Annotated in this window: 21 protein-coding genes; 12 read left to right on the top strand and 9 right to left on the bottom strand. The window is 68.0% G+C overall.

What is annotated here, in order from left to right:
- The first annotated feature begins 72 nt into the window (after nucleotides 1-72).
- The 4 genes from prfA (at nucleotide 73) to clpB (ending at nucleotide 6,264) form a co-directional block, all read left to right on the top strand.
- Entirely contained in the window at nucleotides 73-1,152 is a 1,080-nt protein-coding gene (prfA, locus tag J3367_RS09595) for a peptide chain release factor 1 (protein WP_024349905.1), read from the top strand.
- On the top strand, nucleotides 1,145-2,041 hold the full coding sequence (gene prmC / locus J3367_RS09600; RefSeq protein WP_024349906.1) for a peptide chain release factor N(5)-glutamine methyltransferase: 897 nt from the start codon (nucleotides 1,145-1,147) through the stop codon (nucleotides 2,039-2,041). Before prfA ends, prmC begins: the two co-directional genes overlap by 8 nt.
- Before the next feature lie 356 nt (nucleotides 2,042-2,397).
- The gene (locus tag J3367_RS09605; RefSeq protein ID WP_051141529.1) at nucleotides 2,398-3,366 is read left to right on the top strand and encodes a DUF4167 domain-containing protein; all 969 of its coding nucleotides are present in this window, start codon (nucleotides 2,398-2,400) and stop codon (nucleotides 3,364-3,366) included.
- Between the two features lie 273 nt (nucleotides 3,367-3,639).
- Nucleotides 3,640-6,264: an ATP-dependent chaperone ClpB gene (gene clpB / locus J3367_RS09610; protein ID WP_024349908.1), complete on the top strand. Its 2,625-nt coding sequence runs from the start codon at nucleotides 3,640-3,642 to the stop codon at nucleotides 6,262-6,264.
- 73 nt (nucleotides 6,265-6,337) lie between these two features.
- Here the strand turns inward: clpB and J3367_RS09615 are convergent, their stop codons facing one another.
- Nucleotides 6,338-6,709 carry a PRC-barrel domain-containing protein gene (locus tag J3367_RS09615; RefSeq protein ID WP_024349909.1) on the bottom strand — a complete coding sequence of 124 codons (372 nt, stop codon included), beginning with the start codon at nucleotides 6,707-6,709 and terminating at the stop codon, nucleotides 6,338-6,340.
- Nucleotides 6,710-6,987: 278 nt separating this feature from the next.
- Between J3367_RS09615 and J3367_RS09620 the strand changes: the two genes are divergently transcribed.
- The 3 genes from J3367_RS09620 (at nucleotide 6,988) to J3367_RS09630 (ending at nucleotide 8,229) form a co-directional block, all read left to right on the top strand.
- Nucleotides 6,988-7,323 (top strand): hypothetical protein, encoded by a 336-nt coding sequence (locus J3367_RS09620; RefSeq protein WP_024349910.1) that lies wholly within the window; start codon nucleotides 6,988-6,990, stop codon nucleotides 7,321-7,323.
- A 26-nt stretch (nucleotides 7,324-7,349) separates the two neighbouring features.
- Nucleotides 7,350-7,709: a hypothetical protein gene (locus J3367_RS09625; RefSeq protein ID WP_024349911.1), complete on the top strand. Its 360-nt coding sequence runs from the start codon at nucleotides 7,350-7,352 to the stop codon at nucleotides 7,707-7,709.
- A gap of 79 nt (nucleotides 7,710-7,788) precedes the next feature.
- Entirely contained in the window at nucleotides 7,789-8,229 is a 441-nt protein-coding gene (locus tag J3367_RS09630; protein ID WP_024349912.1) for a hypothetical protein, read from the top strand.
- Nucleotides 8,230-8,284: 55 nt separating this feature from the next.
- Here the strand turns inward: J3367_RS09630 and J3367_RS09635 are convergent, their stop codons facing one another.
- On the bottom strand, nucleotides 8,285-8,524 hold the full coding sequence (locus J3367_RS09635) for a DUF3297 family protein (RefSeq protein WP_024349913.1): 240 nt from the start codon (nucleotides 8,522-8,524) through the stop codon (nucleotides 8,285-8,287).
- 322 nt (nucleotides 8,525-8,846) lie between these two features.
- Between J3367_RS09635 and J3367_RS09640 the strand changes: the two genes are divergently transcribed.
- The 5 genes from J3367_RS09640 to J3367_RS09660 all read left to right on the top strand — a co-directional run bounded on the left by J3367_RS09640 (nucleotide 8,847) and on the right by J3367_RS09660 (nucleotide 15,160).
- Nucleotides 8,847-10,322: a L,D-transpeptidase family protein gene (locus J3367_RS09640; protein WP_024349914.1), complete on the top strand. Its 1,476-nt coding sequence runs from the start codon at nucleotides 8,847-8,849 to the stop codon at nucleotides 10,320-10,322.
- Nucleotides 10,323-10,395: 73 nt separating this feature from the next.
- Complete coding sequence (locus tag J3367_RS09645; protein ID WP_421460769.1) at nucleotides 10,396-11,298, top strand: alpha/beta fold hydrolase; 903 nt, start codon at nucleotides 10,396-10,398, stop codon at nucleotides 11,296-11,298.
- Nucleotides 11,299-11,505: 207 nt separating this feature from the next.
- Nucleotides 11,506-12,774, top strand: coding sequence for an ergothioneine biosynthesis protein EgtB (egtB, locus tag J3367_RS09650; RefSeq protein ID WP_024349916.1), 1,269 nt, complete (start codon nucleotides 11,506-11,508; stop codon nucleotides 12,772-12,774).
- 2 nt (nucleotides 12,775-12,776) lie between these two features.
- The gene (gene egtD / locus J3367_RS09655; RefSeq protein WP_024349917.1) at nucleotides 12,777-13,733 is read left to right on the top strand and encodes an L-histidine N(alpha)-methyltransferase; all 957 of its coding nucleotides are present in this window, start codon (nucleotides 12,777-12,779) and stop codon (nucleotides 13,731-13,733) included.
- 167 nt (nucleotides 13,734-13,900) lie between these two features.
- Nucleotides 13,901-15,160 carry an NAD(P)/FAD-dependent oxidoreductase gene (locus tag J3367_RS09660; protein WP_024349918.1) on the top strand — a complete coding sequence of 420 codons (1,260 nt, stop codon included), beginning with the start codon at nucleotides 13,901-13,903 and terminating at the stop codon, nucleotides 15,158-15,160.
- A gap of 25 nt (nucleotides 15,161-15,185) precedes the next feature.
- On the opposite strand, the gene J3367_RS09665 is transcribed toward J3367_RS09660, so the two are convergent.
- From J3367_RS09665 to J3367_RS09695, 7 genes are all read right to left on the bottom strand, one after another.
- Nucleotides 15,186-15,554: a YbaN family protein gene (locus J3367_RS09665; protein WP_024349919.1), complete on the bottom strand. Its 369-nt coding sequence runs from the start codon at nucleotides 15,552-15,554 to the stop codon at nucleotides 15,186-15,188.
- Nucleotides 15,555-15,722: 168 nt separating this feature from the next.
- Entirely contained in the window at nucleotides 15,723-16,937 is a 1,215-nt protein-coding gene (locus J3367_RS09670) for a CaiB/BaiF CoA transferase family protein (protein WP_024349920.1), read from the bottom strand.
- Entirely contained in the window at nucleotides 16,937-17,719 is a 783-nt protein-coding gene (locus tag J3367_RS09675) for an enoyl-CoA hydratase/isomerase family protein (protein ID WP_024349921.1), read from the bottom strand. Before J3367_RS09675 ends, J3367_RS09670 begins: the two co-directional genes overlap by 1 nt.
- A gap of 4 nt (nucleotides 17,720-17,723) precedes the next feature.
- Nucleotides 17,724-19,004, bottom strand: coding sequence for a TRAP transporter large permease (locus J3367_RS09680; protein WP_024349922.1), 1,281 nt, complete (start codon nucleotides 19,002-19,004; stop codon nucleotides 17,724-17,726).
- Nucleotides 19,001-19,534 (bottom strand): TRAP transporter small permease, encoded by a 534-nt coding sequence (locus J3367_RS09685; RefSeq protein ID WP_024349923.1) that lies wholly within the window; start codon nucleotides 19,532-19,534, stop codon nucleotides 19,001-19,003. The genes J3367_RS09680 and J3367_RS09685 overlap by 4 nt, the downstream gene beginning before the upstream one ends.
- Before the next feature lie 110 nt (nucleotides 19,535-19,644).
- Entirely contained in the window at nucleotides 19,645-20,616 is a 972-nt protein-coding gene (locus J3367_RS09690; protein ID WP_024349924.1) for a TRAP transporter substrate-binding protein, read from the bottom strand.
- A 65-nt stretch (nucleotides 20,617-20,681) separates the two neighbouring features.
- The gene (locus J3367_RS09695; RefSeq protein ID WP_024349925.1) at nucleotides 20,682-21,878 is read right to left on the bottom strand and encodes a pyridoxal-phosphate-dependent aminotransferase family protein; all 1,197 of its coding nucleotides are present in this window, start codon (nucleotides 21,876-21,878) and stop codon (nucleotides 20,682-20,684) included.
- Nucleotides 21,879-21,980: the final 102 nt, after the last annotated feature.

The raw sequence follows: 21,980 nt of genomic DNA on the forward strand, positions 1-21,980 counted from the left end.
CGCCGACCCGGATCACCGTCGCGACCTCGCGCAAGAGGGCGCATCCTCTTCCCCGCACCTGTTCAGGACCACATGGCGACCCTGCCGAAATCCAGCCTCGACGAAATCCTCAACCGCTTCGCGCTGCTCGAGCACGAGATGTCGAAGGGGCCGGAGCACGAGGTCTATACCAAGCTGGCCGCCGAATATTCCGGGCTGGAGGAAGTGGTCGCGGCCATTCGCACCTATCAGAAGGCCGAGCAGGAACTGGCCGAGGCCCGCGCGATCCTCGACGAGCCGGCGGCCGGGCGCGACATGCGCGAACTGGCGGAAATCGAGATCGACGAGCTGAAGGAACGGCTGGAGACGCTGACCGCCGAGATCCGCATCCTGCTGCTGCCCAAGGACGCCGCCGACGAGAAGGGCGCGATCCTGGAAATCCGCGCCGGCACAGGCGGCTCGGAGGCCGGCCTCTTCGCGGGCGATCTCTTCCGCATGTATCAGCGCTATGCCGAGATGAACCGCTGGAAGGTCGAGATCATCTCGGCCAGCGAGGGCGAGGTCGGCGGCTACCGCGAAGTGATCGCCGCGATCCGCGGCGTCGGCGTGTTCTCGCGGCTGAAGTTCGAATCCGGCGTCCACCGGGTGCAGCGCGTGCCCGAGACCGAATCGGGCGGCCGCATCCACACCTCGGCGGCCACCGTCGCGGTGCTGCCGGAAGCCGAGGACATCGACGTCGAGGTCAAGACCGAGGACATCCGCATCGACACGATGCGCGCCTCGGGCGCCGGCGGCCAGCACGTCAACACCACCGATTCGGCGGTGCGCATCACCCATCTGCCCACCGGCATCGTCGTGACGTCGTCGGAAAAGTCCCAGCACCAGAACCGCGCCCGCGCCATGCAGGTGCTGAAGGCCCGGCTGTTCGACATGGAACGCCAGCGCGCCGACGACGAGCGCTCAGCCGCCCGCAAGAGCCAGGTCGGCTCCGGCGACCGCTCCGAGCGCATCCGCACCTATAATTTCCCGCAAGGCCGCGTCACCGACCACCGGATCAACCTGACGCTCTACAAGCTCGACCGGGTGATCGAGGGCGAGATGGACGAACTGGTCGATGCGCTGGTCGCCGACCATCAGGCGCATCTCCTGGCCGCCGTCGGCGTCGATGCTTGACGAGCCGGGCGGGCCGACGCTCGGCGACTGCCTGCGGGACGGGCAGGCGCGGCTGCGCGCCGCCGGCTGCGACACGCCCGATCTCGACGCGCGGCTGCTGCTGGCGGAGATCTGCGACCGGCGCCCCGGCGAGGTGCATTCGGCGTCGGGCGCCGTGGTGTCGGTGGCGGACGCGGCCCGCTTCGACGCGGTCCTGGCGCGGCGGGCGGCCGGCGAGCCGGTGCACCGCATCATCGGCCGGCGCGCCTTCTACGAGCATGACTTCCTGCTGTCGCCCGAAACGCTGGAACCGCGGCCAGACACCGAGGTGCTGGTGGAGGAGGCCCGCAAGGCGATGGCGGCGATCGTCGCGCGGGACGGTCGCTGCGTCTTTGCCGATGTGGGCACCGGCACCGGCGCCATCGCGGTCTCGCTGCTGGCGCTGTTCGCCGAGGCCGAGGCCGTCGCGCTCGACATTTCGGACGGGGCGCTTCAGACCGCGCGGCGCAATGCGATCGCCGCCGGCGTCGCCGACCGGATGCACACTGTGCGGGCGAACTATCTCGACGCGATCGCGGGACCGCTTGAACTCGTCGTGTCGAATCCCCCATATATTCCGCACGACGATATCGCAGCCCTGTCGCGCGAGGTGCGTGACCACGACCCCCTGCTCGCCCTCGATGGCGGCGCGGACGGGCTCGATGCCTATCGCGCGCTGGCGACGGGCGCCCGCCGGATCGTGCGGTCGCAGGGCCTGGTGATCGTCGAGATCGGCGTCGGCCAGGAGGGCGACGTGGCGGCGATCTTCGCGGCCGAAGGTTTCATCCTCGATGCGGCGACCCGGGACCTTGGCGGCGTGATCCGGGTCCTGACCCTGCGGCTGGCGATCGGCGACGCGGGTCCGGTGTAACCAAGTTTCCAGCCGGCGCCGCAATCGCAGGGTATGCAGACAAAAAACACTTGTGGCAGTGCGGTTTCCCCTCTAGGGTCTGACGAATACGGAACATCCGAGGGGGACATCCCTCAGGCAGCGCCGCCAGGCGACCCGAGGAATGCTCGTGGTGACCGGTAGGTCGTCCGTACAAGCCGGCGCGAGGGTATCGCCAGCCACAACCGACAAAACCTCTAGTTGGCGGCATTGCTGCGGCAGGCTGCACCTTGAGCAGACGCGTGATCCGCGTCTTTGGGCAACAGCCATACCGGCACGACCGGTGCATCCAAAAAGACAGGAAGTTCATGAGGCCAGGACAGCAGCAGAAAAACCGTATGCGCGGACGCGGTCGCAAGGGCCCGAACCCGCTTTCGCGTGGCTACGAGTCGAATGGCCCGGACGTGAAGATCAGGGGCACCGCCCAGCATATCGCCGAGAAATACTCGACCCTGGCGCGTGACGCCTCGGGAGCCGGCGACCGTGTCATGGCCGAGAACTATCTGCAGCACGCCGAGCACTACAATCGCATCGTGGCGGCGGCGCAGGCGCAGTTCCAGCCGCGCGACGATCGCGACAACCGCGACGATTCCAGCGACGACGACGACGACGATCAGCAGGACAACTCCAGCTATCGCGACGACCGGGACGACCGCGACAACGACGCGGACGGCGAGCGCAACCGGGGCAATCGCGACAACCGCGACGGCAACCGCAGCCGCGACCGCGACAACAACCGGGATCGCGACGGCAACCGCGACCGCGATGGCAACCGCAATCGCAACCGCGACGACAACAGCCGCGGCAACCGCGACAATCGTCAGCAGGACGACAATCGCGGCAATCGCGATCGGCGTGACCGGTCCGAGCCGAACGGCACCGGCCCGCAGCCGATGGTCGCCGAAGAGGCGGACCGCGGGTCCTCGCAGGGCGACGATCGCCGCGAGCGCCCGGCGCGCGGCGAGGCCAATGGCAGCGACGCCGACGGCCGCCGCAGCGAGACCGTATCCTCCGACGAGCAGAACGAACGGCCGCGTCGCCGCGCCCGCACCCGTCGCCCGCGCGACGAGGATGGCGTGACGAACGAGGCGGCAGCACCCGCCGCACCGGCACAGGCCGCCGATGCCGGCGAGAGCCCCGCGACGGCGGCAGCGCCGTCCGATGCGCCCGAGGCGGATGCCGCACCGGTGAAGCGCCGTCCCGGACGGCCGCGTAAGAAGAAGCCGGAAGACGGCGCCGATGGCGAGACCAAGGCCGGCGGCGACAACGACGCCCTGCCGGACTTCCTTTTGGCCTCCAACGGCTGAGCCGACCGGGCAACCGATCCGCGAACGAGACAAAGGGCGCTGCGAGCTTCGCGGCGCCCTTTTTCGTGGGCGCTCCCGGGTGTGACCGACCGGCGCCTTGATCTGGCGCATGGCGGCGGGCGAAACATTTTTGCAACAGTCGTGCGTCTGGCCCTTCCGGGTGAGTTGCGCCTCACCCATATATTCAGCGGGCGGCCTGCCGGAACGGGGGCCGGACTCCAGGAACGTGCGGACGACGCCTGCGGGGTGGTTCGCCGATAGGAGAAGCGATCCATGAATATCGAGAAATACACCGAGCGCGTTCGCGGCTTCATCCAGGCCGCACAGACCCAGGCGGTCTCGCGCGATCACCAGCAATTCACGCCCGAGCACCTGCTGAAGGTCCTGATCGACGACGAGGAAGGCATGGCGGCCGGCCTCATCGAGAAGGCCGGCGGACGGCCGCAGGAGGTCCGGATCGCCGTCGAGGCGGCCCTCGACGCCATGCCGAAAGTGTCGGGCGGCGGCTCGCAGATGTATCTCGCCCAGCCGCTGGCGAAGATCTTCGCCACCGCCGAGGAGATCGCCAAGAAGGCCGGCGACAGCTATGTCAGCGTCGAGCGCCTGCTCCTGGCCATGACCATCGAGAAGGCCGCCAAGACCGCGACCATCCTCGCCAATGCCGGCGTGACGCCGAACGGGCTGAACGCGGCCATCGAGTCGTTGCGCAAGGGCCGCACCGCCGACAGCGCCTCGGCCGAGAGCGGCTACGACGCCCTGAAGAAATACGCCCGCGACCTGACGGCGGCTGCGCGCGAGGGCAAGCTCGACCCGGTGATCGGCCGTGACGACGAGATCCGCCGCACCATCCAGGTCCTGTCCCGGCGCACCAAGAACAACCCGGTGCTGATCGGCGAGCCCGGCGTCGGCAAGACCGCCATCGCCGAAGGCCTGGCGCTGCGCATCGTCAATGGCGACGTGCCGGAATCCCTGCGCGACAAGCAGCTGATGGCCCTCGACATGGGCTCGCTCATCGCCGGCGCGAAATATCGCGGCGAGTTCGAGGAGCGGCTGAAGGCCGTCCTGTCCGAGGTGACGGCCGAGGCCGGCAACATCATCCTGTTCATCGACGAGATGCACACGCTGGTCGGCGCGGGCAAGGGCGACGGGGCGATGGACGCCTCCAACCTGCTGAAGCCCGCCTTGGCGCGCGGCGAGCTGCACTGCGTCGGCGCGACGACGCTCGACGAGTATCGCAAGCATGTCGAGAAGGACCCGGCGCTGGCCCGGCGCTTCCAGCCGGTCTTCGTGAGCGAGCCGACCGTCGAGGACACGATCTCGATCCTGCGCGGCCTGAAGGAGAAATACGAGCAGCACCACCAGGTGCGCATCTCCGACAGCGCCCTGGTGGCGGCGGCGCAGCTGTCGAACCGCTACATCACAGACCGCTTCCTGCCCGACAAGGCGATCGATCTGGTCGACGAGGGCGCGGCGCGGCTGCGCATGCAGGTCGATTCCAAGCCCGAGGCGCTGGACGAGATCGACCGCCGCATCATGCAGCTTAAGATCGAGCGCGAGGCGCTGCGCCGCGAAAGCGACGACGCGTCGAAGGACCGGCTCGAGCGGCTGGAAGGGGAATTGGCCAATCTGGAGGAGGAATCCGACCGGATCACCACGACCTGGCAGGCCGAGAAGTCGAAGCTCGGGCTTGCCGCCGACCTGAAGAAGCGACTCGACGAGGTCCGCAACGAACTGGCCGTCGCCCAGCGCAAGGGCGAGTTCCAGCGGGCCGGCGAGCTCGCCTATGGCGAGATCCCGCAGCTCGAGGCGCAGCTCAAGGAAGCCGAGGCCCAGGACGGGGCCGGCACCGCCGGCTCGATGGTCGAGGAGACCGTCACCGCCGACCACATCGCCCATGTCGTCTCGCGCTGGTCGGGCATTCCGGTCGACCGGATGCTGGAGGGCGAGCGCGACAAGCTCCTGCGCATGGAAGACGCGCTGCAGACGCGCGTCGTCGGCCAGGGCGAGGCGGTGCAGGCGGTGTCGAAGGCGGTGCGCCGCGCGCGGGCCGGGCTGCAGGACCCGAACCGGCCGATCGGCTCGTTCATCTTCCTCGGGCCCACCGGCGTCGGCAAGACCGAGCTGACCAAGTCGCTGGCCGCCTTCCTGTTCGACGACGAGACCGCCATGGTGCGGCTCGACATGTCGGAGTTCATGGAGAAGCACTCGGTCTCGCGGCTGATCGGCGCGCCTCCGGGCTATGTCGGCTACGAGGAGGGCGGCAGCCTGACCGAGGCGGTGCGGCGGCGGCCCTACCAGGTGGTGCTGTTCGACGAGATCGAGAAGGCCCATCCGGACGTCTTCAACGTGCTTCTGCAGGTGCTCGACGACGGGCGGCTGACGGACGGGCAGGGGCGCACGGTCGACTTCCGCAACACGATCATCATCATGACCTCCAATCTGGGGGCGGAATTCCTCACCGCCCTGCGCGACGACGAGGATGCCGAGGCGGCGCGCGACCAGGTGATGGACGTGGTGCGGCGGGCCTTCCGGCCGGAATTCCTCAACCGTGTGGACGAGACCATTCTCTTCCACCGCCTCCATCGCTCCGAGATGGGCGCGATCGTCGACATCCAGATGAAGCGGCTCGACCAGCTTCTGGCGGATCGCAAGATCCGGGTCGAACTCGACGAGACCGGCCGCGAATGGCTGGCCGAGCGGGGCTACGATCCGGCCTATGGCGCGCGGCCGCTGAAGCGGGTGATCCAGCGCGAGGTGCAGGATCCGCTGGCCGAGAAGATCCTGCTCGGCGAGGTCCGCGACGAGAGCGTGATCAAGATCGCCGGCGGCGGCGACCATCTGATCTTCCACGTGGTCGGCTCCAAGGCCGGCGCACCGGGAGACCGGGTCGCGGCCTGACGGGCTCCGGAGCGAAGATGAAAAAGGGGCGGTCCGTCGGGCCGCCCCTTGTCGTTTCAGCCCTGGCGTCGCGTCAGATATAGGCGGGACGCCAGTAATCGTCGATGCGCTGGCCGGTGTCGGGATCGTTCCAGCCCGGGGAAGCGTCCGGGGCAAAGCGCGGTGCGCCTTCAAGCTGCTCGCGGGTGATGCCGACGACATAGCCGCCCTGCCGCGCGTCGTATTTCAGGACGTGCCAGGGCAGCGGATGATAGTCCTCGCCGATCCCCAGGAACCCGCCGAAGGACAGGATGGCGTATTTCACCTGGCCGTCGCGCTTGCCGATGACGAGGTCCTGGATATGGCCGAGATGGTCGCCGTCGGTGTTGTAGACCGCGGTGCCTTCCACCCGGCTCGCCTCGATATTGTTGATGCCGACCTCGTTGTCGGTCTCCTCGCTGGCCATGATATGGCGGCCTTCGGTCGATGACATGATCGTTCTCCATCCAAACGTCTCGTCGGCGCAACGGCTTCGCGCAAGGCGCGGTTCCGGGAGGTCATGCGCCCCGCGCGCCGCCCTGCGGCGAGGGGGACGAAACGCCCGAAGATTGGGACGGCCAGACAAGAATGGCGATCGGGGCCATCTTTCTCAGCGTCATGGCCGGGCGTATGGTGATGGCGGGCGCGTGATCGCCCGCGCACGCCCGCCGGGCGAGGCGCCTCGTCCGTTCAGGATACCCGAAAATGCAGTTCTGTTTCCGTCCCGTCCTCGCTGCGGCCGTCGGCGCGGTGTGTCTTGCCGCCGTATCCGCCCATGCCGAGAACCGTGACGTCACCGTTACCAACGCCACCAGCGTCGCGATGATCGAGTTCTACGCGTCCAACACCGGGACGAATGCCTGGGAGGAAGACATCCTCGGCGTCGACGTTCTGGAGCCGGGCGAGGCGGTGCTGGTGACCGTCGATGACGGGACCGGCGCCTGCATGTTCGACTTCAAGGCCACCTTCAGCGACGGCACCGACGCCACAAAGGCCGGCGTCGACGTCTGCGAGATTTCGGAATTCGATTTCACCGACTGATCGGTCGGGTTTTGGGAGAAACCACGATGTGGACGTCCATACGCAGTCTGACACTGGCCGCCGTGCTTCTGGCCGGCGCGGCACCGGCCCTCGCCGACCCGTCCGGCCACTACACCATCGCCGGCACCAATCCGGACGGTTCGACCTACGATGCCAGCGTTCTCGTGGCCAAGGTCGGGGACACCTTTACCCTGACCTATACGCTGCAGGACGGCACCAAGCTGCAGGGCACGGGGATCGGCGACGATGACGTCATGGCCATCGGCTATCTCCAGGATGGCGAGAGCGGCGTCGCGCTGATGTACCGCGAAGGCGGGAAATGGATGGGCGTGTGGAGCTATATCGGCGCCAAGACGCTCGGGACCGAGGAATGGCGGCCGCAATAGCGAAGGCCACGAAACGCTTCGGCGGGGCCGCGCATCACCCGTGCGGTCCCGCCGGACTCATCGCAAAGGGAGTTGCGGGATGACGAAACGGTTCTGGTCCCTGTGCCTTGCCGCGCTGTTGATGACCGCGCCGGCGTTCGCCCAGAGCCACGAAGAGGTCTCCGCCCGGATCGAGGCGCTGCAGGGCGATGCCGCGGGATTTGCCGAGGCCTTCGACCTTCTGACCGAGGCGATGCGCTACGGCGATCCGATCACCGTGGCGCAGCTTGCCGAGTATCCGCTGACGGTCCGCGCCAATGGCGAGGAATACGAACTGATCGAAGCCCAAGACCTCGTCGACAATTACGACCGTCTCGTCATGGCGGAGACGCAAGCGATCGTCGCGGACCAGGATTTCGCGGACCTCTTCGTCAATGCGGAAGGGGTGATGTTCGGAAACGGCGAGATCTGGATGGCGTCCGTCTGCGACGACAATGCCTGCAGCCGGACCCATTGGGCGATCATCGCCATCAACAACTGACCGGCCGGCGCCGCGCGCCCTGTGGCCCGGCTTGTCCGGAACCGGCCGGATGCGGTCAGTCTTCCTTGAGATAGACCTCGACCGGGCCCTTCAGCTTGATGGTCAGCGGCTGGCCACGGCGGTCCTTCGCCTTGCCGGCCTGGACGCGGATCCAGCCTTCGCTGATGCAGTATTCCTCGACATTGGTGCGTTCCTCGCCCTTGAACCGCACGCCCACGCCCCGCGTCAGCAGGTCGGCGTCGTGGAACTCGCTGGACGGGTCGGAAGACAGCCGGTCGGGAAGGGTGTCGCTCATGGTCGTATCCTGATGTTGGCGCTGGCGCGCATGTGATGCCCGCACATAAACGCTTGCGGCCGCGCGCCCAAGTGGGGACCGGCAAAACGACGCTCCGCGGCGGTCGATCCTGAGGCGACGGACGCGTTTTCTTCAGAATGACTGACACTTGCGTGAGGTTTCGCCATTTTCATGTCCGGTTCATCCGCCATGTCGGATAGTGCGGGATAAAGGCCTGGAGAGCAGGATCCGCGTCCGGATGGTCGTCCGGCGGTGGATGCGACGGGGCGTCCCGGCGGTGCATGGTGCGCCGGCGGGACCAGGCTGTGCTGGAGAAAGCAAGATGAAGCCTATCGTGGCACTCTGTCTGTCGACGCTTGCGCTGACGACCGCGGCGACCGGGGCGCAGGCCCAGTCGGGCGAGATCCGTCTGGCCCAGGGATACGACCAGTATGGCGACGTCGCCGAGGTCTATGTGGACGAGAGCGGTCGCCGGGTGGTGATCGATTCCACCGGCCGCATCATCGCCATCGAGGAGCCGCGCCGCGAGCGCTTTCGCGAGCGCCGGGCGCGCTTCGGCGAAAGGGGCGGCGCCATCATTGACGCGCCGCCGCCGCCGGGCGTGACGCTGGAGGGCCGCGTCGATTTCGGCCCGCGCTCGGCCGATCCCTATGCCGATGACGGCTACGACCGCGAGCGCGATTACGGCCCCGATCCGGTCTATCGCGACGAGCCCCGCTATGACGGGCCGATCGAGGCCGCGCCGCTGCCGGACGCCGGGAGCGAGCCGCGCCGCGAGGCCGAGCTTCCGCCCGTCCAGGGCCCGGACTATCCGGCCGATGGCGCCGCCGACACCCAGACCAGCGTCGACGATCTGCTGACCGATCCGGGCGCTATCGGCACGGCGCCGGCCGAAGGCCGCACCATCACGGAAACCGATCCGGCCCCGCCGGTCGAGGCGCCGAAGGGCAAGAACGCCGAGGCGGAGATCGCGGCGCTGCAGATCCTGCTCGACCGCGCCGGCATGTCGCCGGGCGTCATCGACGGCCGCATGGGCTCGAACGTCAACAAGGCGGTCGCCGCCTATGAGGAGAAGTTCGGCCGCAGCCTGCCCACCGGCGACGCCAAGGCGCTGGCCGAGGAACTGGACGCCACCGGCGGGCCGGCGATCACCACCTACGAGATCACCGCCGAGGACGTCGCCGGTCCGTATGTGGCGGCGATCCCGTCCGACTACGGCGAGAAGGCGCAGCTACCCGAGATGAGCTTCGAGCGCGTCTCCGAACGGCTGGCCGAGCGGTTCCACATGGACGAGGAGTTCCTGCGCAAGATCAATCCGGGCGCCGATTTCGATCGGCAGGGCACCCGCATCAAGGTCGCGGCGACCGGCGAGAACGTGAAGGGCGAGGTCACCAAGATCATCGCCGACAAGGGCCGCGAGCAGGTGCGCGCCTATGCGGCCGACGGCAGCCTGATCGCCGCCTATCCCTCGACCATCGGCTCGTCCGACACGCCGTCCCCGTCGGGCGTCGTGCAGGTCAACCGCATCGCCTTCGATCCGAACTACACCTACAATCCGAAGGTCAATTTCAAGCAGGGCTCCAACGACAAGGTGCTGACGATTCCGCCGGGCCCGAACGGTCCGGTCGGCACGATCTGGATCGCGCTGTCGAAGCCGACCTACGGCATTCACGGCACGCCGGAGCCGTCCAAGATCGGCAAGACCAACAGCCATGGCTGCGTCCGCCTGACCAATTGGGACGCGACCGAACTCGCCAAGATGGTGAAGCCGGGCGTGACCGTGGAGTTCGCCGAATAGGCACGATCCTGACGACGGCGCCGGGGCGGGCGGGCAGATCGCCGCTCCGGCCGTCCGTCGGCGGGCCTTCGGCATGACGGCGATCTCCCTCGACGACACCAAAGCACCCGCCGCAGCCAGTGCGGCGGATGGCCTGTCCGCGCCGCATGGCAGAGCCGACATCGGCGACATCGCCATCGTCCATGACGATCACCCGGCGCAGGGGGCGGCCGATGGCGTGCCGGTGCTGCTCCTGCATGGCGCGGTGCAGACGCGGGCGGTCTGGGCCGGGCAGGTGCAGGCGCTCGCCGACCGGCATCGCGTCATCGTGCCGGATCTGCGCGGCCATGGCGCAACCCCGCTCGGCCAGGAGCGTCTGACCATCGACCGCATGGCGATCGATAGTCTGGCGCTCATCGACCGTCTCGGCATCGACCGCTTTGCCGTCTGCGGCGTTTCGCTGGGCGGCATGGTGGCGCTGGAGATCGCGGCCCGCGCGCCGGACCGGGTGACCGCGCTGGTTCTCGCCAATACGCCCCGCTCCCTGTCGGGCATTGGCTGGGTGCGCCGGCTCGTCGACTGGCTCGACCCGCAGCGCCTGCTGCACCCGACGTTCCACCTCCTCGGCCAGGCCCGCACGGCACGGATCGGCCTGGCGCTGGCCGCACGCCTCGTCGGGCCGTTCTGGGTCGGACGGGACGCGCGGCGGCATTTCATCGCCGGCTTTCGGGCGATGTCGCCGGACGCCATCGTCGCCACCTATCGCGCCATCGTCGAAAGCCGGCCGCTGGATCTCGGCCGCATCCGCTGCCCGTGCCTGGTCATCGACACGCTGCATGACGCGACGACGATTCGCGAACAAGCCGCCGATATCGTCGCCGAGGCGCCCAATGCCAGGAGCGTGGTGCTGGAGGCCGGCCATGTCGCCAATCTCGACAATCCGGCCGTCTTCAACCGCGTCCTCGCCGAGTTCCTGGCATTGCCCGGCCGGAACTGACCGCTGCGGCATAGTGCCCGCCGCCGGCCCTCGAGCCACCGGAAGCGCCGCAATGGCGGGGCCGCAGGGTCGTTGGCCGGCTCGATAGATAAGACGTGATCGTCGTTGTCGGGTCATGGACGAAAGCTAGGTCTTCTCGAACGCGGTTGTCCGGCGGCCCGCCTTCAGGGCGAACCGGCGGCCGGAACCAGTTCGAAGAGGTTCGACATGGCCCATGTTTCCCGCAAATCGCTGACCGACGTCTCCGCGCTCGCGGCCCGCTACCGTGCAGTGCGCGAGGACAGCCGTGCCCTCGGCGCACCGCTGTCGGACGCCGACGCGACCGTCCAGTCGATGCCCGACGCGAGCCCTGCCAAATGGCATCTGGCCCACACGACCTGGTTCTTCGAGACCATGGTGCTGAAGCCGAATCTCGCCGGCTACGAGGTCTTCGACGACAGCTACAACTACCTCTTCAACTCCTATTACGAGACCATCGGCGAGCGGCAGCCGCGACCGCGGCGGGGCATGATCACGCGGCCGGCGCTGGACGAGATCTTCGCCTATCGCGCCCATGTGGACGCGGCGATCGAGACGCTGATGGAGCGCGGCCCGGCACCGGATGTCGCCGAGCTGATCGAGCTCGGCTGCCATCACGAGCAGCAGCATCAGGAATTGCTGCTGACCGACATTCTGCATCTCTTCGACCAGAGCCCGCTGAAGCCGGCCTATCGCGACCCGCAGCCACTGGGCGTCGCGGCCGATCCGGGCGAGGCGCGCTTCATCGGTTTCGACGGCGGCATCGTCGAGATCGGCCATGACGGCGACGGCTTCGCCTTCGACTGCGAGGGGCCGCGCCACCGCGCGCTGCTCGAACCCTACCGCCTGGCCGACCGGCTGGTGACCAATGGCGAATATCTGGCTTTCGTCGAGGATGGCGGCTACCGCGATCCGCTGCTGTGGCTGTCGGCCGGCTGGGGGACGATCCTCGGCGAGGGCTGGACCAGGCCTTTCTACTGGCACGAGCGTGACGGCGAGATGTGGACCATGACCCTGCGCGGCGCGCAGCCGCTCGATCTGAACGCGCCGGTGACGCATCTCAGCTATTTCGAGGCCGACGCCTTCGCGACCTGGGCCGGCAGGCGCCTGCCGACCGAGTTCGAATGGGAGAATGCCGCGGCGAGTCTGCCGGTCGAGGGCAATTTCGCCGGGTCCGGCCGGCTGCGGCCGAAGCCCGCGGCGCCGGGCGAGGGCCTGCGCCAGATGTATGGCGACGTGTGGGAATGGACGCGCAGCCCGTTCTCGCCCTATCCGCGTTTCAAGCCGGTCGAGGGGGCGGTCGGCGAGTATAACGGCAAGTTCATGTGCGGCCAGTTCGTGCTGCGCGGCGGCTCCTGCGCCACGCCGGAGAACCATATCCGCACGACCTACCGCAATTTCTTCCCGCCGGACGCGCGTTGGCAGTTCTCCGGCCTGCGCCTCGCCGAGGACGCGTGAGCATGCTGGACCGCATCGACACGCTGGCCCAGCAGCGCGAGGCCTTTCGCGCCGACGTTCTCGACGGCCTGTCGCGCACGCCCAAGACCCTGCCGAGCCGCTGGCTCTACGACGACCGTGGCTCGGAGCTCTTCGAGGAGATCACAGCGCTGCCGGAATATTATCCGACGCGGACCGAGACCGGCATCCTGAAGGAGAAGGCCGGGGAGATCGCCGCGGTCTTCGGTCCCCGGGCGGTGCTGATCGAGTATGGCGCCGGCGCCGGCATCAAGACCGAGATCGTGCTGGGGGCGCTGGAAGCTCCGCGCCTCTATGTGCCCATCGACATCTCCGGCGATTTCCTGGAAGCGTCGGCCGAGCGGATCAGGAAGCGGTTTCCGGGCCTTGCCGTGGAGCCGGTGGTCGCCGACTTCACCGCCGAATTCGACCTGCCAGGGGACCTGCCCCGGGACGGGCGCCGGGGCGGGTTCTTCCCCGGCTCGACCCTCGGCAATCTCGGCCGCAGGGAGGCGCTGGCCTTTCTCGCCCGGATGCGCCGACATGTCGGAGCAGGCGGCGTTGCCGTCATCGGCGTCGATCTGAAGAAGGACATCGACACGCTGCTGGCCGCCTATGACGACGCGGCCGGCGTGACGGCGGCCTTCGACATCAACATACTTGAGCGTATGCAGCGGGAGCTGGGCGCCGACCTGCCGCTCGACAATTTCGCCCACGAGGCGCGCTGGAACGGCGAGGCCTCGGCCGTCGAGATGCACCTCGTCGCCCGCGACGCCTGCACGCTGACGGTGGCCGGCCGTTCCTTCGCCTTCGAGGCGGGCGAGACGATCCACACCGAAAGCTCGCGCAAATACGATGTCGAGGCCCTGGCCGGGATGGCCGACGAATCCGGCTGGTCGCTGGACAAGGTCTGGACCGATCCGGACGGCCTGTTCGCCCTCGTCAGCCTGTCGGCGGTCTAGACCCTCCGACGCCCGACCTGCGCCGCCCGTCCTGCGGCGTCCTGTTCACTGACCGACGCCCGGCTCGACCGCCGGGCGTCTTTCGTCGTAGACCCGCCTCCGGGGCAGGCTCGTGGCCGCGCGGTCGTCGGAGCGCCCCTTGGACGAACCATGACAGGACGCGGGACATGAGCGGCGAACGCATCGTCATCGTCGGCAGCGGCCAGGCAGCGATCCAGCTCGCGGCCAGCCTGCGGCAGGAAGGCCATGAGGGGCCGATCACCCTGATCGGCGACGAGCCGGGTCTGCCCTATCAGCGGCCGCCTTTGTCCAAGGGCTACATGAAGGAGGGCGATCCCGAGCGCCTGGTCCTCAAGCCGCAGAGCTTCTTCGAGCGCAACGCCATCACTTTGCTCGACGCCACCCGCGTCGCGTCGATCGACCGCGCGGCCCGCACGGTGGCCACCGACGACGGCGCCAGCCATGGCTACGATCATCTGGTTCTGGCCACCGGGGCCCGCAATGTGCGCCCGCCGATCGCCGGCGGCACGCACAAAGATGTCGTGGAACTGCGCACGCTCGCCCATGCCGAGACGATCCGCCGGCGCCTGGCCGACACGCGCCACGCCATCGTCGTCGGCGGTGGCTTCATCGGGCTGGAATTTGCCGCCATGGCGCGGCTTGCCGGGGCAGAGGTGACGGTGCTGGAGGCCGCCGACAGGCTGATGGCCCGCGCCGTCTCGCCGGCGATCTCGGACTTCGTCCTGGAGCACCACCGCGCCGCGGGCATCGCCATCCGGCTCGGCGCCAGGGTGGCGCGCATCGACGACGACGAGACCGAGCGGGTCGTCGGCGTGACGCTTGCCGATGGAACGGGCATCGAGGGCGACCTGGTTCTCGTCGCGACCGGCGTTGCGCCGAATGGCGAACTCGCGGCCGAGGCCGGGCTTGCGGTGTCGAACGGCATCGTTGTCGACGAGACGCTCGCCACCGACGATCCGGCGATCTCGGCCATCGGCGACTGCGCCTCGGTGCCGGGGCCGCTGGGCACCCATCTGCGACTGGAATCGGTGCAGGCGGCGATGGACCAGGCGCGCCATCTGGCGAAGCGGATCGTTCACGGCACGGCGGCGGCCTATCATGCGGTGCCGTGGTTCTGGAGCGACCAGGGCGCGCTGAAGCTGCAGATCGCCGGGCTGACCAGCAGCGCCGATTGCTTCGAGACGATCCGGCAGGAGGATCTGGTCACGGTGATTGTCGGCTATCGCGAGGGGCAACTCGCCTCGGTGGAGACCATCAACGCCCCCGGCGAGCACATGGCCGCCCGCAAGCTGCTCGGCCGCGAGGCGCCGATCAGTGCCGACGAGCTGCGCGACAGCGGCTTCGACCTGCGGGCGCTGGGCAAGGGGCAGGCGGGATCACGCGATCGCAGCGTCGCCTCGGCCTGAGCGGCACGGATCGAGCGCTTTGCGTCTACCGGCCTGAGGGCCGCGTCAGGATGTAGACGCTGACGCTGCCCATGATCAGCGCCAGGCTGACGAGGACGAGCGGGTGGCCGACGGTCACCCATGCCAGCACGAAGGACGCCAGCATCGCGGTGACCGCGGCGATCTTGGCCCGGCGCGGGATGATCCGGTGTTTGCGCCAGGCGACCAGCGTCGGCCCGAAGCGCGGATGCGCCTCCAGCCGGCGGGCGAGATCGGGATGCGAGCGGGCAAAGCACCAGACCGCCAGGAGCAGGAAGGGCGTCGTCGGCAGCAGCGGCAGCACGACGCCGAGCCCGCCCAGCACGACGCAGCTGTAGCCGAGAACCAGATAGAAGGGCTTGGCGAAGGGTCGCATGACGGCGCCAGAACAGGATGACCGGGGAGCCGGTTCGCCGACCGCTACGGGCGGTGTGCGTCCCGTGGGGGGTGATCCGTTGCGAGCTAGCCTTAGTACCGTCAACGTCAAGGCGCGCGCCGCGAGCCTCAAGGCCGCCGCGCGCTGTTGTCGTTTATCTTCTTGCGGTCAGCCCGCCTTTGAACTGCGGACCGCGCCGGAGCCGAGCATGCGGTCGATCTCGGCCGCGTCGTAGCCGGCTTCGCGCAGCACCTCGGCGGTGTGTTCGCCGAGCAGCGGGGCCGGGCGGGTGACGCCGCCGGGCGTGTCGGAGAACTTGATCGGCAGGCCGATCGCCTTCACCCGGCCGGCGGTCGGATGCTCGGTCTCCACCACCATCTCGCGCGACAGGGTCTGCGGGTCCTCGTGCATCTCCGAGATGTCGAGGACCGGGCCGGCCGGCACGCCGGCGGCTTCCAGCTGCGCCAGCCATTCGGCCGAGCTGCGCTGCGAGAAATGCCCGTTGAGGATCTCCTCCAGCGCCGGCAGATTCTGCATGCGGCCGTGATTGTTGGCAAAGCGCGGGTCCGACGCCAGCTCCTCGGCGCCGATGACGGCGAGCATGCGCTCCCAGTTCTTCTGGTTCGCTGCGCCGAGATTGATCCAGCCATCGGCGGTCCGGAAGGCCTGATAGGGCGCGTTCAGCGGATGCGCCGAGCCGAGCGGGCCGGGCGAGGCCCCGGTGGCGAAGGCGATGGCCGACTGCCAGTAGGTGTGGGTGATGCCGGCCTCGAACAGCGAGGTGTCGACCTTCTGGCCCTCGCCGGTCTGCAGCTTGCGGGCATAGGCGGCAGCGCAGCCGAGCGCGCCGAGGATGCCGGCGGTGATGTCGGAGACCGGGGCGCCGGACTTCACCGGCGGGCGGCCGGGGCCTTCGCCGGTGATCGACATCAGGCCGCTCATGCCCTGGGCGATCAGGTCGAAGCCGCCGCGATTGGCATAGGGGCCGGTGCGGCCGAAGCCGGAGATCTCGCAATAGATCAGGCCGGGATTGACCGCCTTCAGATCCTCGTAGCCGAGCCCGAGCTTCTCCATCGTGCCCATGCGGTAATTCTCGATGACGACATCCGCCGTCTCCAGCATGCGCCGCAGCACCGCCTTGCCGTCTTCGGACTTCAGGTCGAGGACGATGCCGCGCTTGTTGCGGTTCATCATCATGTAGGCGGCGGATTCGCCGTTGATGTCCGGCGGCAGGAAGCGCCGCGTGTCGTCGCCGTCGGGCTTCTCGACCTTGATCACGTCGGCGCCCATGTCGGCCAGCATCATGCCGCAGACCGGGCCGGCCATGATATGCGCGAGCTCGATGACCTTCATGCCGTCGAGCGGGCCTTTCGCCTGTGCCATTACTGGCCTTTCCATTCCGGTTTGCGCTTGCCGAGGAAGGCTTCCATGCCTTCCTTGAAGTCCTCGCTCATATAGGCCTGCACCACGAGGTCGCGGTCGTCGGCCTCGGCGCCCTGGACCCGCAGGCGGCGCAAGGCCTCCTTGGTGGTCGAAAGCGTCAGCGGCGCATGGGTGGCGAGCAGTGCCGCCAGTTCTTCGGTGCGGGCGATCAGCGCCGCGTGGTCCGGCACGATCTCGGCGATCAGCCCGGCATTCAGCGCCTCTTCCGCGCCGACGAGGCGGGCGGTGAAGATGATCTCCTTGACCCGGCCGGCGCCCATCAGTGTCGACAGCCGCGACAGATTGGCGATGGACAGGCAATTGCCCAGCGTGCGGGCGATCGGGAAGCCGAACTTCAGGTCGGCGGTGGCGATGCGGATGTCGCAGGCCGCCGCGATGCCCGCGCCGCCGCCGGTGCAGGCCCGCGCGATCGCCGCGATGGTGGGAACCGGGCAGGCCTCCACCGCGCCGAGGACGACGTCCATCCGGTGCTCGTAGTCGAGGGCGTCCTGCTCCGTGTCGAAGCCGCGGAACTGGGTCATGTCGGTGCCGGCGGCGAAAGCCTTGTCGCCGGCGCCGGTGACGACGAGGCACTTCACCTCGCCCCCCAGCGTCGTCTCGCGGCAGATCTCCGCGAGACGGTCGTACATGGCGAAGGTCAGGGCGTTGCGTGCCTGGGGCCGGTTCAGCGTGATCCAGCCGATCCCGTCGCGGACCTCGTAGAGGAGTTCGTCGGTGCTCATGGGTCTACCTGTAGAAATATTCGACGAGGAACATCGGGACTGCCGGCACATAGGTGCACAGGAACAGGACGAACAGCAGCACCCCGACAAAGGGCAGGTTCGCCTTCGACACCTCCCATATGTTGGCCTTGGCGATCGAACAGGCGGTGATCAGCACCGAAGCGACCGGTGGCGTCTGCTGGCCGATGGCGAGGTTCAGCGTCACCACGAGGCCGAAATGCACCGGGTCGATGCCGGCCTGCTGGATCAGCGGGACGATCACCGGGACGACCAGAATGATCGCCGCGGCCGAGTGCAGGAAGAACCCGATGACCAGGAAGAAGACGTTCAGGATCAAAAGGATCAGGTACTGGTTCGAGGTGATGTCGAGGATGCCCTCGGCCAGCTGCTGGGGCACGCGCGCCTGGGTGAGATAGCTGCCCATCAGGATCGACGCGGCGACCAGGAGCATGACCACGGCGGTCTGGATGCCGCCTTCCAGCATCGCCTGCTTGAGCTGGCCCCAGTCGACCTCGCGGTACCAGATGCCGACCAGGATGGCCGCCACGACGGCGATGCCGGCGCCCTCGGTGGCGGTGACGAAGCCGCCGAAGATGCCGCCCAGGATGATGACCGGCAGGGAGAAGGTCGGCAGCGCCTCGACGAAGGTCGTGCGCAGCCGGCGCAGGTTGAAGGCCTCCTCCATCGGCAGATTGTATTTCACCGCATAATAATAGGCGACGCCCATCAGGCCGGCGGCCCCGATCAGGCCGGGGACGACGCCCGCGACGAACATCTGCTCGATGCTGGTGCCGGCGGCGACCGCATAGAGGATCATCGGGATCGAGGGCGGGATGATGATGGCCAGCGAGGCCGACGACGAGGTGATCGCCGCCGCGAAGGGGGCCGGATAGCCGCGCTTCTTCATCTCCGGAATGATGATGGAGCCCATCGCCGCGACGTCGGCCACGGCCGAGCCGGAGATCTCGGCGAAGAACAGCGAGACGCCGACATTGACCATGGCAAGGCCGCCGCGCACGAAGCCGATGACGGCCGAGACGAAGGCGATCAGCCGTCGCGTGATGCCGGTGGCGTTCATGATGGCACCGGCCAGGACGAACATCGGAATGGCGATCAGCGAGAAGGAGCGGGCGCCGTTGTACATGTCGAGGGCGATGGTCACCAGCGCGGCGCCGCCGTCGCTGATGAAGATCGCCAGGACGGCCGCCAGCGCCAGCGCGACGGCGATCGGCACGTTGATGCACACCATCGCGACCAGCGCGAGGAAAATGACGAACATCATCATGGATGCTGGCCCTTCTCAGGAGTTTCACCATGCGCCAGTGGCGCATGCTCAACGGAGCGTCCGGCCATGACGTCGCGCCAGTAGTCGGGGAAGCTGAGCAGTTCGGCGACGATGAAGAGGATGGCGCCGATCGGGATGATCGACTGGGTGAGGGCGACCGGCACCCAGGTCAGGCTGACCAGGGATTCACCCTCGAGAATGTTGAGGACCTCGAGACCCGACCAGGCGAGGAGCACGAAGAACAGCAGCACCAGCCCTTCGGCGAAGAGCATGGCGACCTTGCGCGCCGATGGCGGCAGCGACAGCAGCACGTCGTCGAAACCGATATGGCTGCGCTTCAGAGCCGCCAGCGCGGCTCCGTAATAGGTGATCCAGGCCAGCAGGACGCCGGCGATCTCGTCATACCAGGAGAGCGAGGCGCCCATCTTGCGGTAGATCACCGCCGCGACCACGACGGTCGTCAGCCCGACCATCAGCGCGATGACCACCCATGTCAGGAACTCGCCGAGGATTCTCGCCAACTGGCGCATAGGGCCTCCCGCGTCGCGCGGACGCAGCTTTCATCGTCGATTTCAGGGAGAAGGGTGCCGGCCGAGGGATCGACCGGCACCTGTCAGGATGATCGCAAGCCGGTGAAGGCTCAGGACCCGGAGGCGAGGGCCTGGATGTCTTCGACCAGCTTCTGGCCGCCTTCGACCTGCGTGCCGAATTCCTCGTAGATCGCCTTGGATGCGGCGATGAACGCGTCCTTGTCGGCCTCGTTCACGGTGACGCCGGCTTCCTCGATCTTGCTGATCAGCTCGTCGTCCATCTGCTGCGAACGCTCATAGGCGAAGTCGCTGGCCTGGGTGGCGCAATCCTGGATCGCCGTCTTCAGCTCCTCGTCCCAGCCGTCCCAGTTGCGCGAGGAGGTGGCGAGATAGGCGGGCGAATAGACGTGCCCGGTCATCGACAGGTACTTCTGCACTTCCTGGAATCGGCCCGAATAGATCTGGGCGAGCGGGTTCTCCTGGCCGTCGATGACGCCGGTCTGCAGGGCGGTGAACACTTCCGAGAAGGCCATCGGCGTCGGGTTGGCGCCGTAGCTCTGGAACATCTTCACGCGCCACTCGCCCTTGGGGACGCGCAGCTTGATGCCTTCCAGATCGGCCGGGACGTTGATCGGCTTGACGTTGTTGGTCACGTTGCGGAAGCCGTTTTCCCAGAATCCCAGGATCTGGTAGCCGCGGCCGGCGGCGGCATCGACGAAGGTGTCGCGCATTCCGTCGCGGACCTTCTTCATGTGGTCGCGGCTCTTGATGAGATACGGCATCTCGAAGACGCCGAAGGTCGGCGACACCGAGCTCATCACCGACGAGGGGATGGAGAAGTCGATCTGGCCGAGCTTCAGCTTCTGCAGCATCTCCTCGTCATTGCCGAGCTGCGAGGAGCCGTAGACCTCGACGGTGGCCTTGCCGGACGCGGCGACGCATTCGGCGAATTTCTCCGCTGTCGCCTCGTAGAGCGAGCCGGGGTCGCCGACATGGCCCAGATCGAGGGATTCCTGCGCGCCGGCCGCGGAGCCCATCAGGGCCACGGCGGCGACACCGAGCATCAAGGTGCGAATGTTCATTGGTTTCCTCCCAGTTTTCGTTTTGGGCAGCTCCTCAACCGCCCGGTGGTCGTTCTGCGTACCGCCTATTCCGCGGCCTGTCTCGCTTCGGCTGCGCCGGACTGTGCCAGCACGGCCATCGCAGCCTGAACGCCGCCTGCCTTGTGCGCCACCCCGGCGACCTGCAGACCCATCTCGACGCCTCCCAGCGTGCCGATCAGGGTCAGGTCGTTGTAGTCGCCGAGGTGGCCGATGCGGAAGATCTTGTCGGCAAGCTTCGAGAGGCCGGCTCCCAACGACATGTCGAAGCGCTCGAGAATGACCTTCCGCAATGCGTCGGCGCCCTTGCCCTCCGGCATCAGGACGGCGGTGAGCGCGCCCGAATGCTGGGCAGGGTCGGCGCAGAGGACTTCCAGCCCCCAGGCCTCGACGGCGGCGCGCGTCGCTGCGGCATGGCGCTGGTGCCGGGCAAAGACGTTGTCCAGCCCTTCCTCGTGCAGCATCTCGATCGCCGCATCGAGGCCGTAGAGGAGATTGGTCGCCGGGGTGGAGGGGAAGAACCCGTTGGGGTTCATCGCCAGCATCTCGTCCCAGGCCCAGTAGGAGCGCGGCAGCTTCGCCGAGGCCTGCGCCGCGATCGCCTTGTCGGAGAGCGCGTTGAAGGAGAGGCCCGGCGGCAGCATCAGGCCCTTCTGCGAACCGCCGACGGTGACGTCGACGCCCCATTCGTCGTGCCGGTAGTCGACCGAGCCGAGCGAGGAGATGGTGTCGACGAGCAGCAGCGCCGGATGGCCGGCGGCGTCGATCGCCTTGCGGACGTCGCCGACCGGCGTCACGCAGCCGGTCGAGGTCTCGTTGTGGACGACGCAGACGGCCTTGATCTCGTGGCCGCTGTCGGCCTTCAGCCGCTCGCCGATGGCCGCCGCGTCGGCGCCATGGCGCCAGTCGCCGGCAATGAACTCGGTGCGCAGGCCCAGCCGCTCGGCGAGCTTCTTCCACAGCGAGGCGAAATGGCCGGTCTCGTACATCAGGACGAGGTCGCCGGGGGACAGCGTGTTGACCAGCGCCGCTTCCCAGGCGCCGGTGCCCGAGCCCGGATAGATGACCACCGGGTTCTTGGTCTGGAAGATCGTGCGGATGCCGGTCAGGACGCGCTTGGCCATTTCCTGGAACTCGGGTCCGCGATGATCCATCGTCGGCATGTCCATGGCCCGCAGCACCCGGTCGGGCACATTGGTCGGTCCTGGAATCTGCAGAAAATGCCGGCCGGCTTTGTAGGTCACGATGGCGTCTCCCGGGGACCGCGACGCTTTGTCCGCCAGTCCGTTTCCTCGTCGCACGCTCTTGCCGACGTGCCTGTTTTCGGGTCCAATTGGATTATGAAT

Source organism: Aurantimonas sp. NFXS3, assembly GCF_049132005.1.
In the GTDB taxonomy this organism is placed as follows: Bacteria; Pseudomonadota; Alphaproteobacteria; order Rhizobiales; family Rhizobiaceae; genus Aurantimonas; species Aurantimonas coralicida.

Excerpts from the sequence above, each read along its gene's own strand:
- prfA (WP_024349905.1), top strand. The coding sequence starts at position 73 with ATGGCGACCCTGCCGAAATCCAGCCTCGACGAAATCCTCAACCGCTTC.
- prmC (WP_024349906.1), top strand. The coding sequence starts at position 1,145 with ATGCTTGACGAGCCGGGCGGGCCGACGCTCGGCGACTGCCTGCGGGAC.
- J3367_RS09605 (WP_051141529.1), top strand. The coding sequence starts at position 2,398 with ATGCGCGGACGCGGTCGCAAGGGCCCGAACCCGCTTTCGCGTGGCTAC.
- clpB (WP_024349908.1), top strand. The coding sequence starts at position 3,640 with ATGAATATCGAGAAATACACCGAGCGCGTTCGCGGCTTCATCCAGGCC.
- J3367_RS09615 (WP_024349909.1), bottom strand. The coding sequence starts at position 6,709 with ATGGCCAGCGAGGAGACCGACAACGAGGTCGGCATCAACAATATCGAG.
- J3367_RS09620 (WP_024349910.1), top strand. The coding sequence starts at position 6,988 with ATGCAGTTCTGTTTCCGTCCCGTCCTCGCTGCGGCCGTCGGCGCGGTG.
- J3367_RS09625 (WP_024349911.1), top strand. The coding sequence starts at position 7,350 with ATGTGGACGTCCATACGCAGTCTGACACTGGCCGCCGTGCTTCTGGCC.
- J3367_RS09630 (WP_024349912.1), top strand. The coding sequence starts at position 7,789 with ATGACGAAACGGTTCTGGTCCCTGTGCCTTGCCGCGCTGTTGATGACC.
- J3367_RS09635 (WP_024349913.1), bottom strand. The coding sequence starts at position 8,524 with ATGAGCGACACCCTTCCCGACCGGCTGTCTTCCGACCCGTCCAGCGAG.
- J3367_RS09640 (WP_024349914.1), top strand. The coding sequence starts at position 8,847 with ATGAAGCCTATCGTGGCACTCTGTCTGTCGACGCTTGCGCTGACGACC.
- J3367_RS09645 (WP_421460769.1), top strand. The coding sequence starts at position 10,396 with ATGACGGCGATCTCCCTCGACGACACCAAAGCACCCGCCGCAGCCAGT.
- egtB (WP_024349916.1), top strand. The coding sequence starts at position 11,506 with ATGGCCCATGTTTCCCGCAAATCGCTGACCGACGTCTCCGCGCTCGCG.
- egtD (WP_024349917.1), top strand. The coding sequence starts at position 12,777 with ATGCTGGACCGCATCGACACGCTGGCCCAGCAGCGCGAGGCCTTTCGC.
- J3367_RS09660 (WP_024349918.1), top strand. The coding sequence starts at position 13,901 with ATGAGCGGCGAACGCATCGTCATCGTCGGCAGCGGCCAGGCAGCGATC.
- J3367_RS09665 (WP_024349919.1), bottom strand. The coding sequence starts at position 15,554 with ATGCGACCCTTCGCCAAGCCCTTCTATCTGGTTCTCGGCTACAGCTGC.
- J3367_RS09670 (WP_024349920.1), bottom strand. The coding sequence starts at position 16,937 with ATGGCACAGGCGAAAGGCCCGCTCGACGGCATGAAGGTCATCGAGCTC.
- J3367_RS09675 (WP_024349921.1), bottom strand. The coding sequence starts at position 17,719 with ATGAGCACCGACGAACTCCTCTACGAGGTCCGCGACGGGATCGGCTGG.
- J3367_RS09680 (WP_024349922.1), bottom strand. The coding sequence starts at position 19,004 with ATGATGATGTTCGTCATTTTCCTCGCGCTGGTCGCGATGGTGTGCATC.
- J3367_RS09685 (WP_024349923.1), bottom strand. The coding sequence starts at position 19,534 with ATGCGCCAGTTGGCGAGAATCCTCGGCGAGTTCCTGACATGGGTGGTC.
- J3367_RS09690 (WP_024349924.1), bottom strand. The coding sequence starts at position 20,616 with ATGAACATTCGCACCTTGATGCTCGGTGTCGCCGCCGTGGCCCTGATG.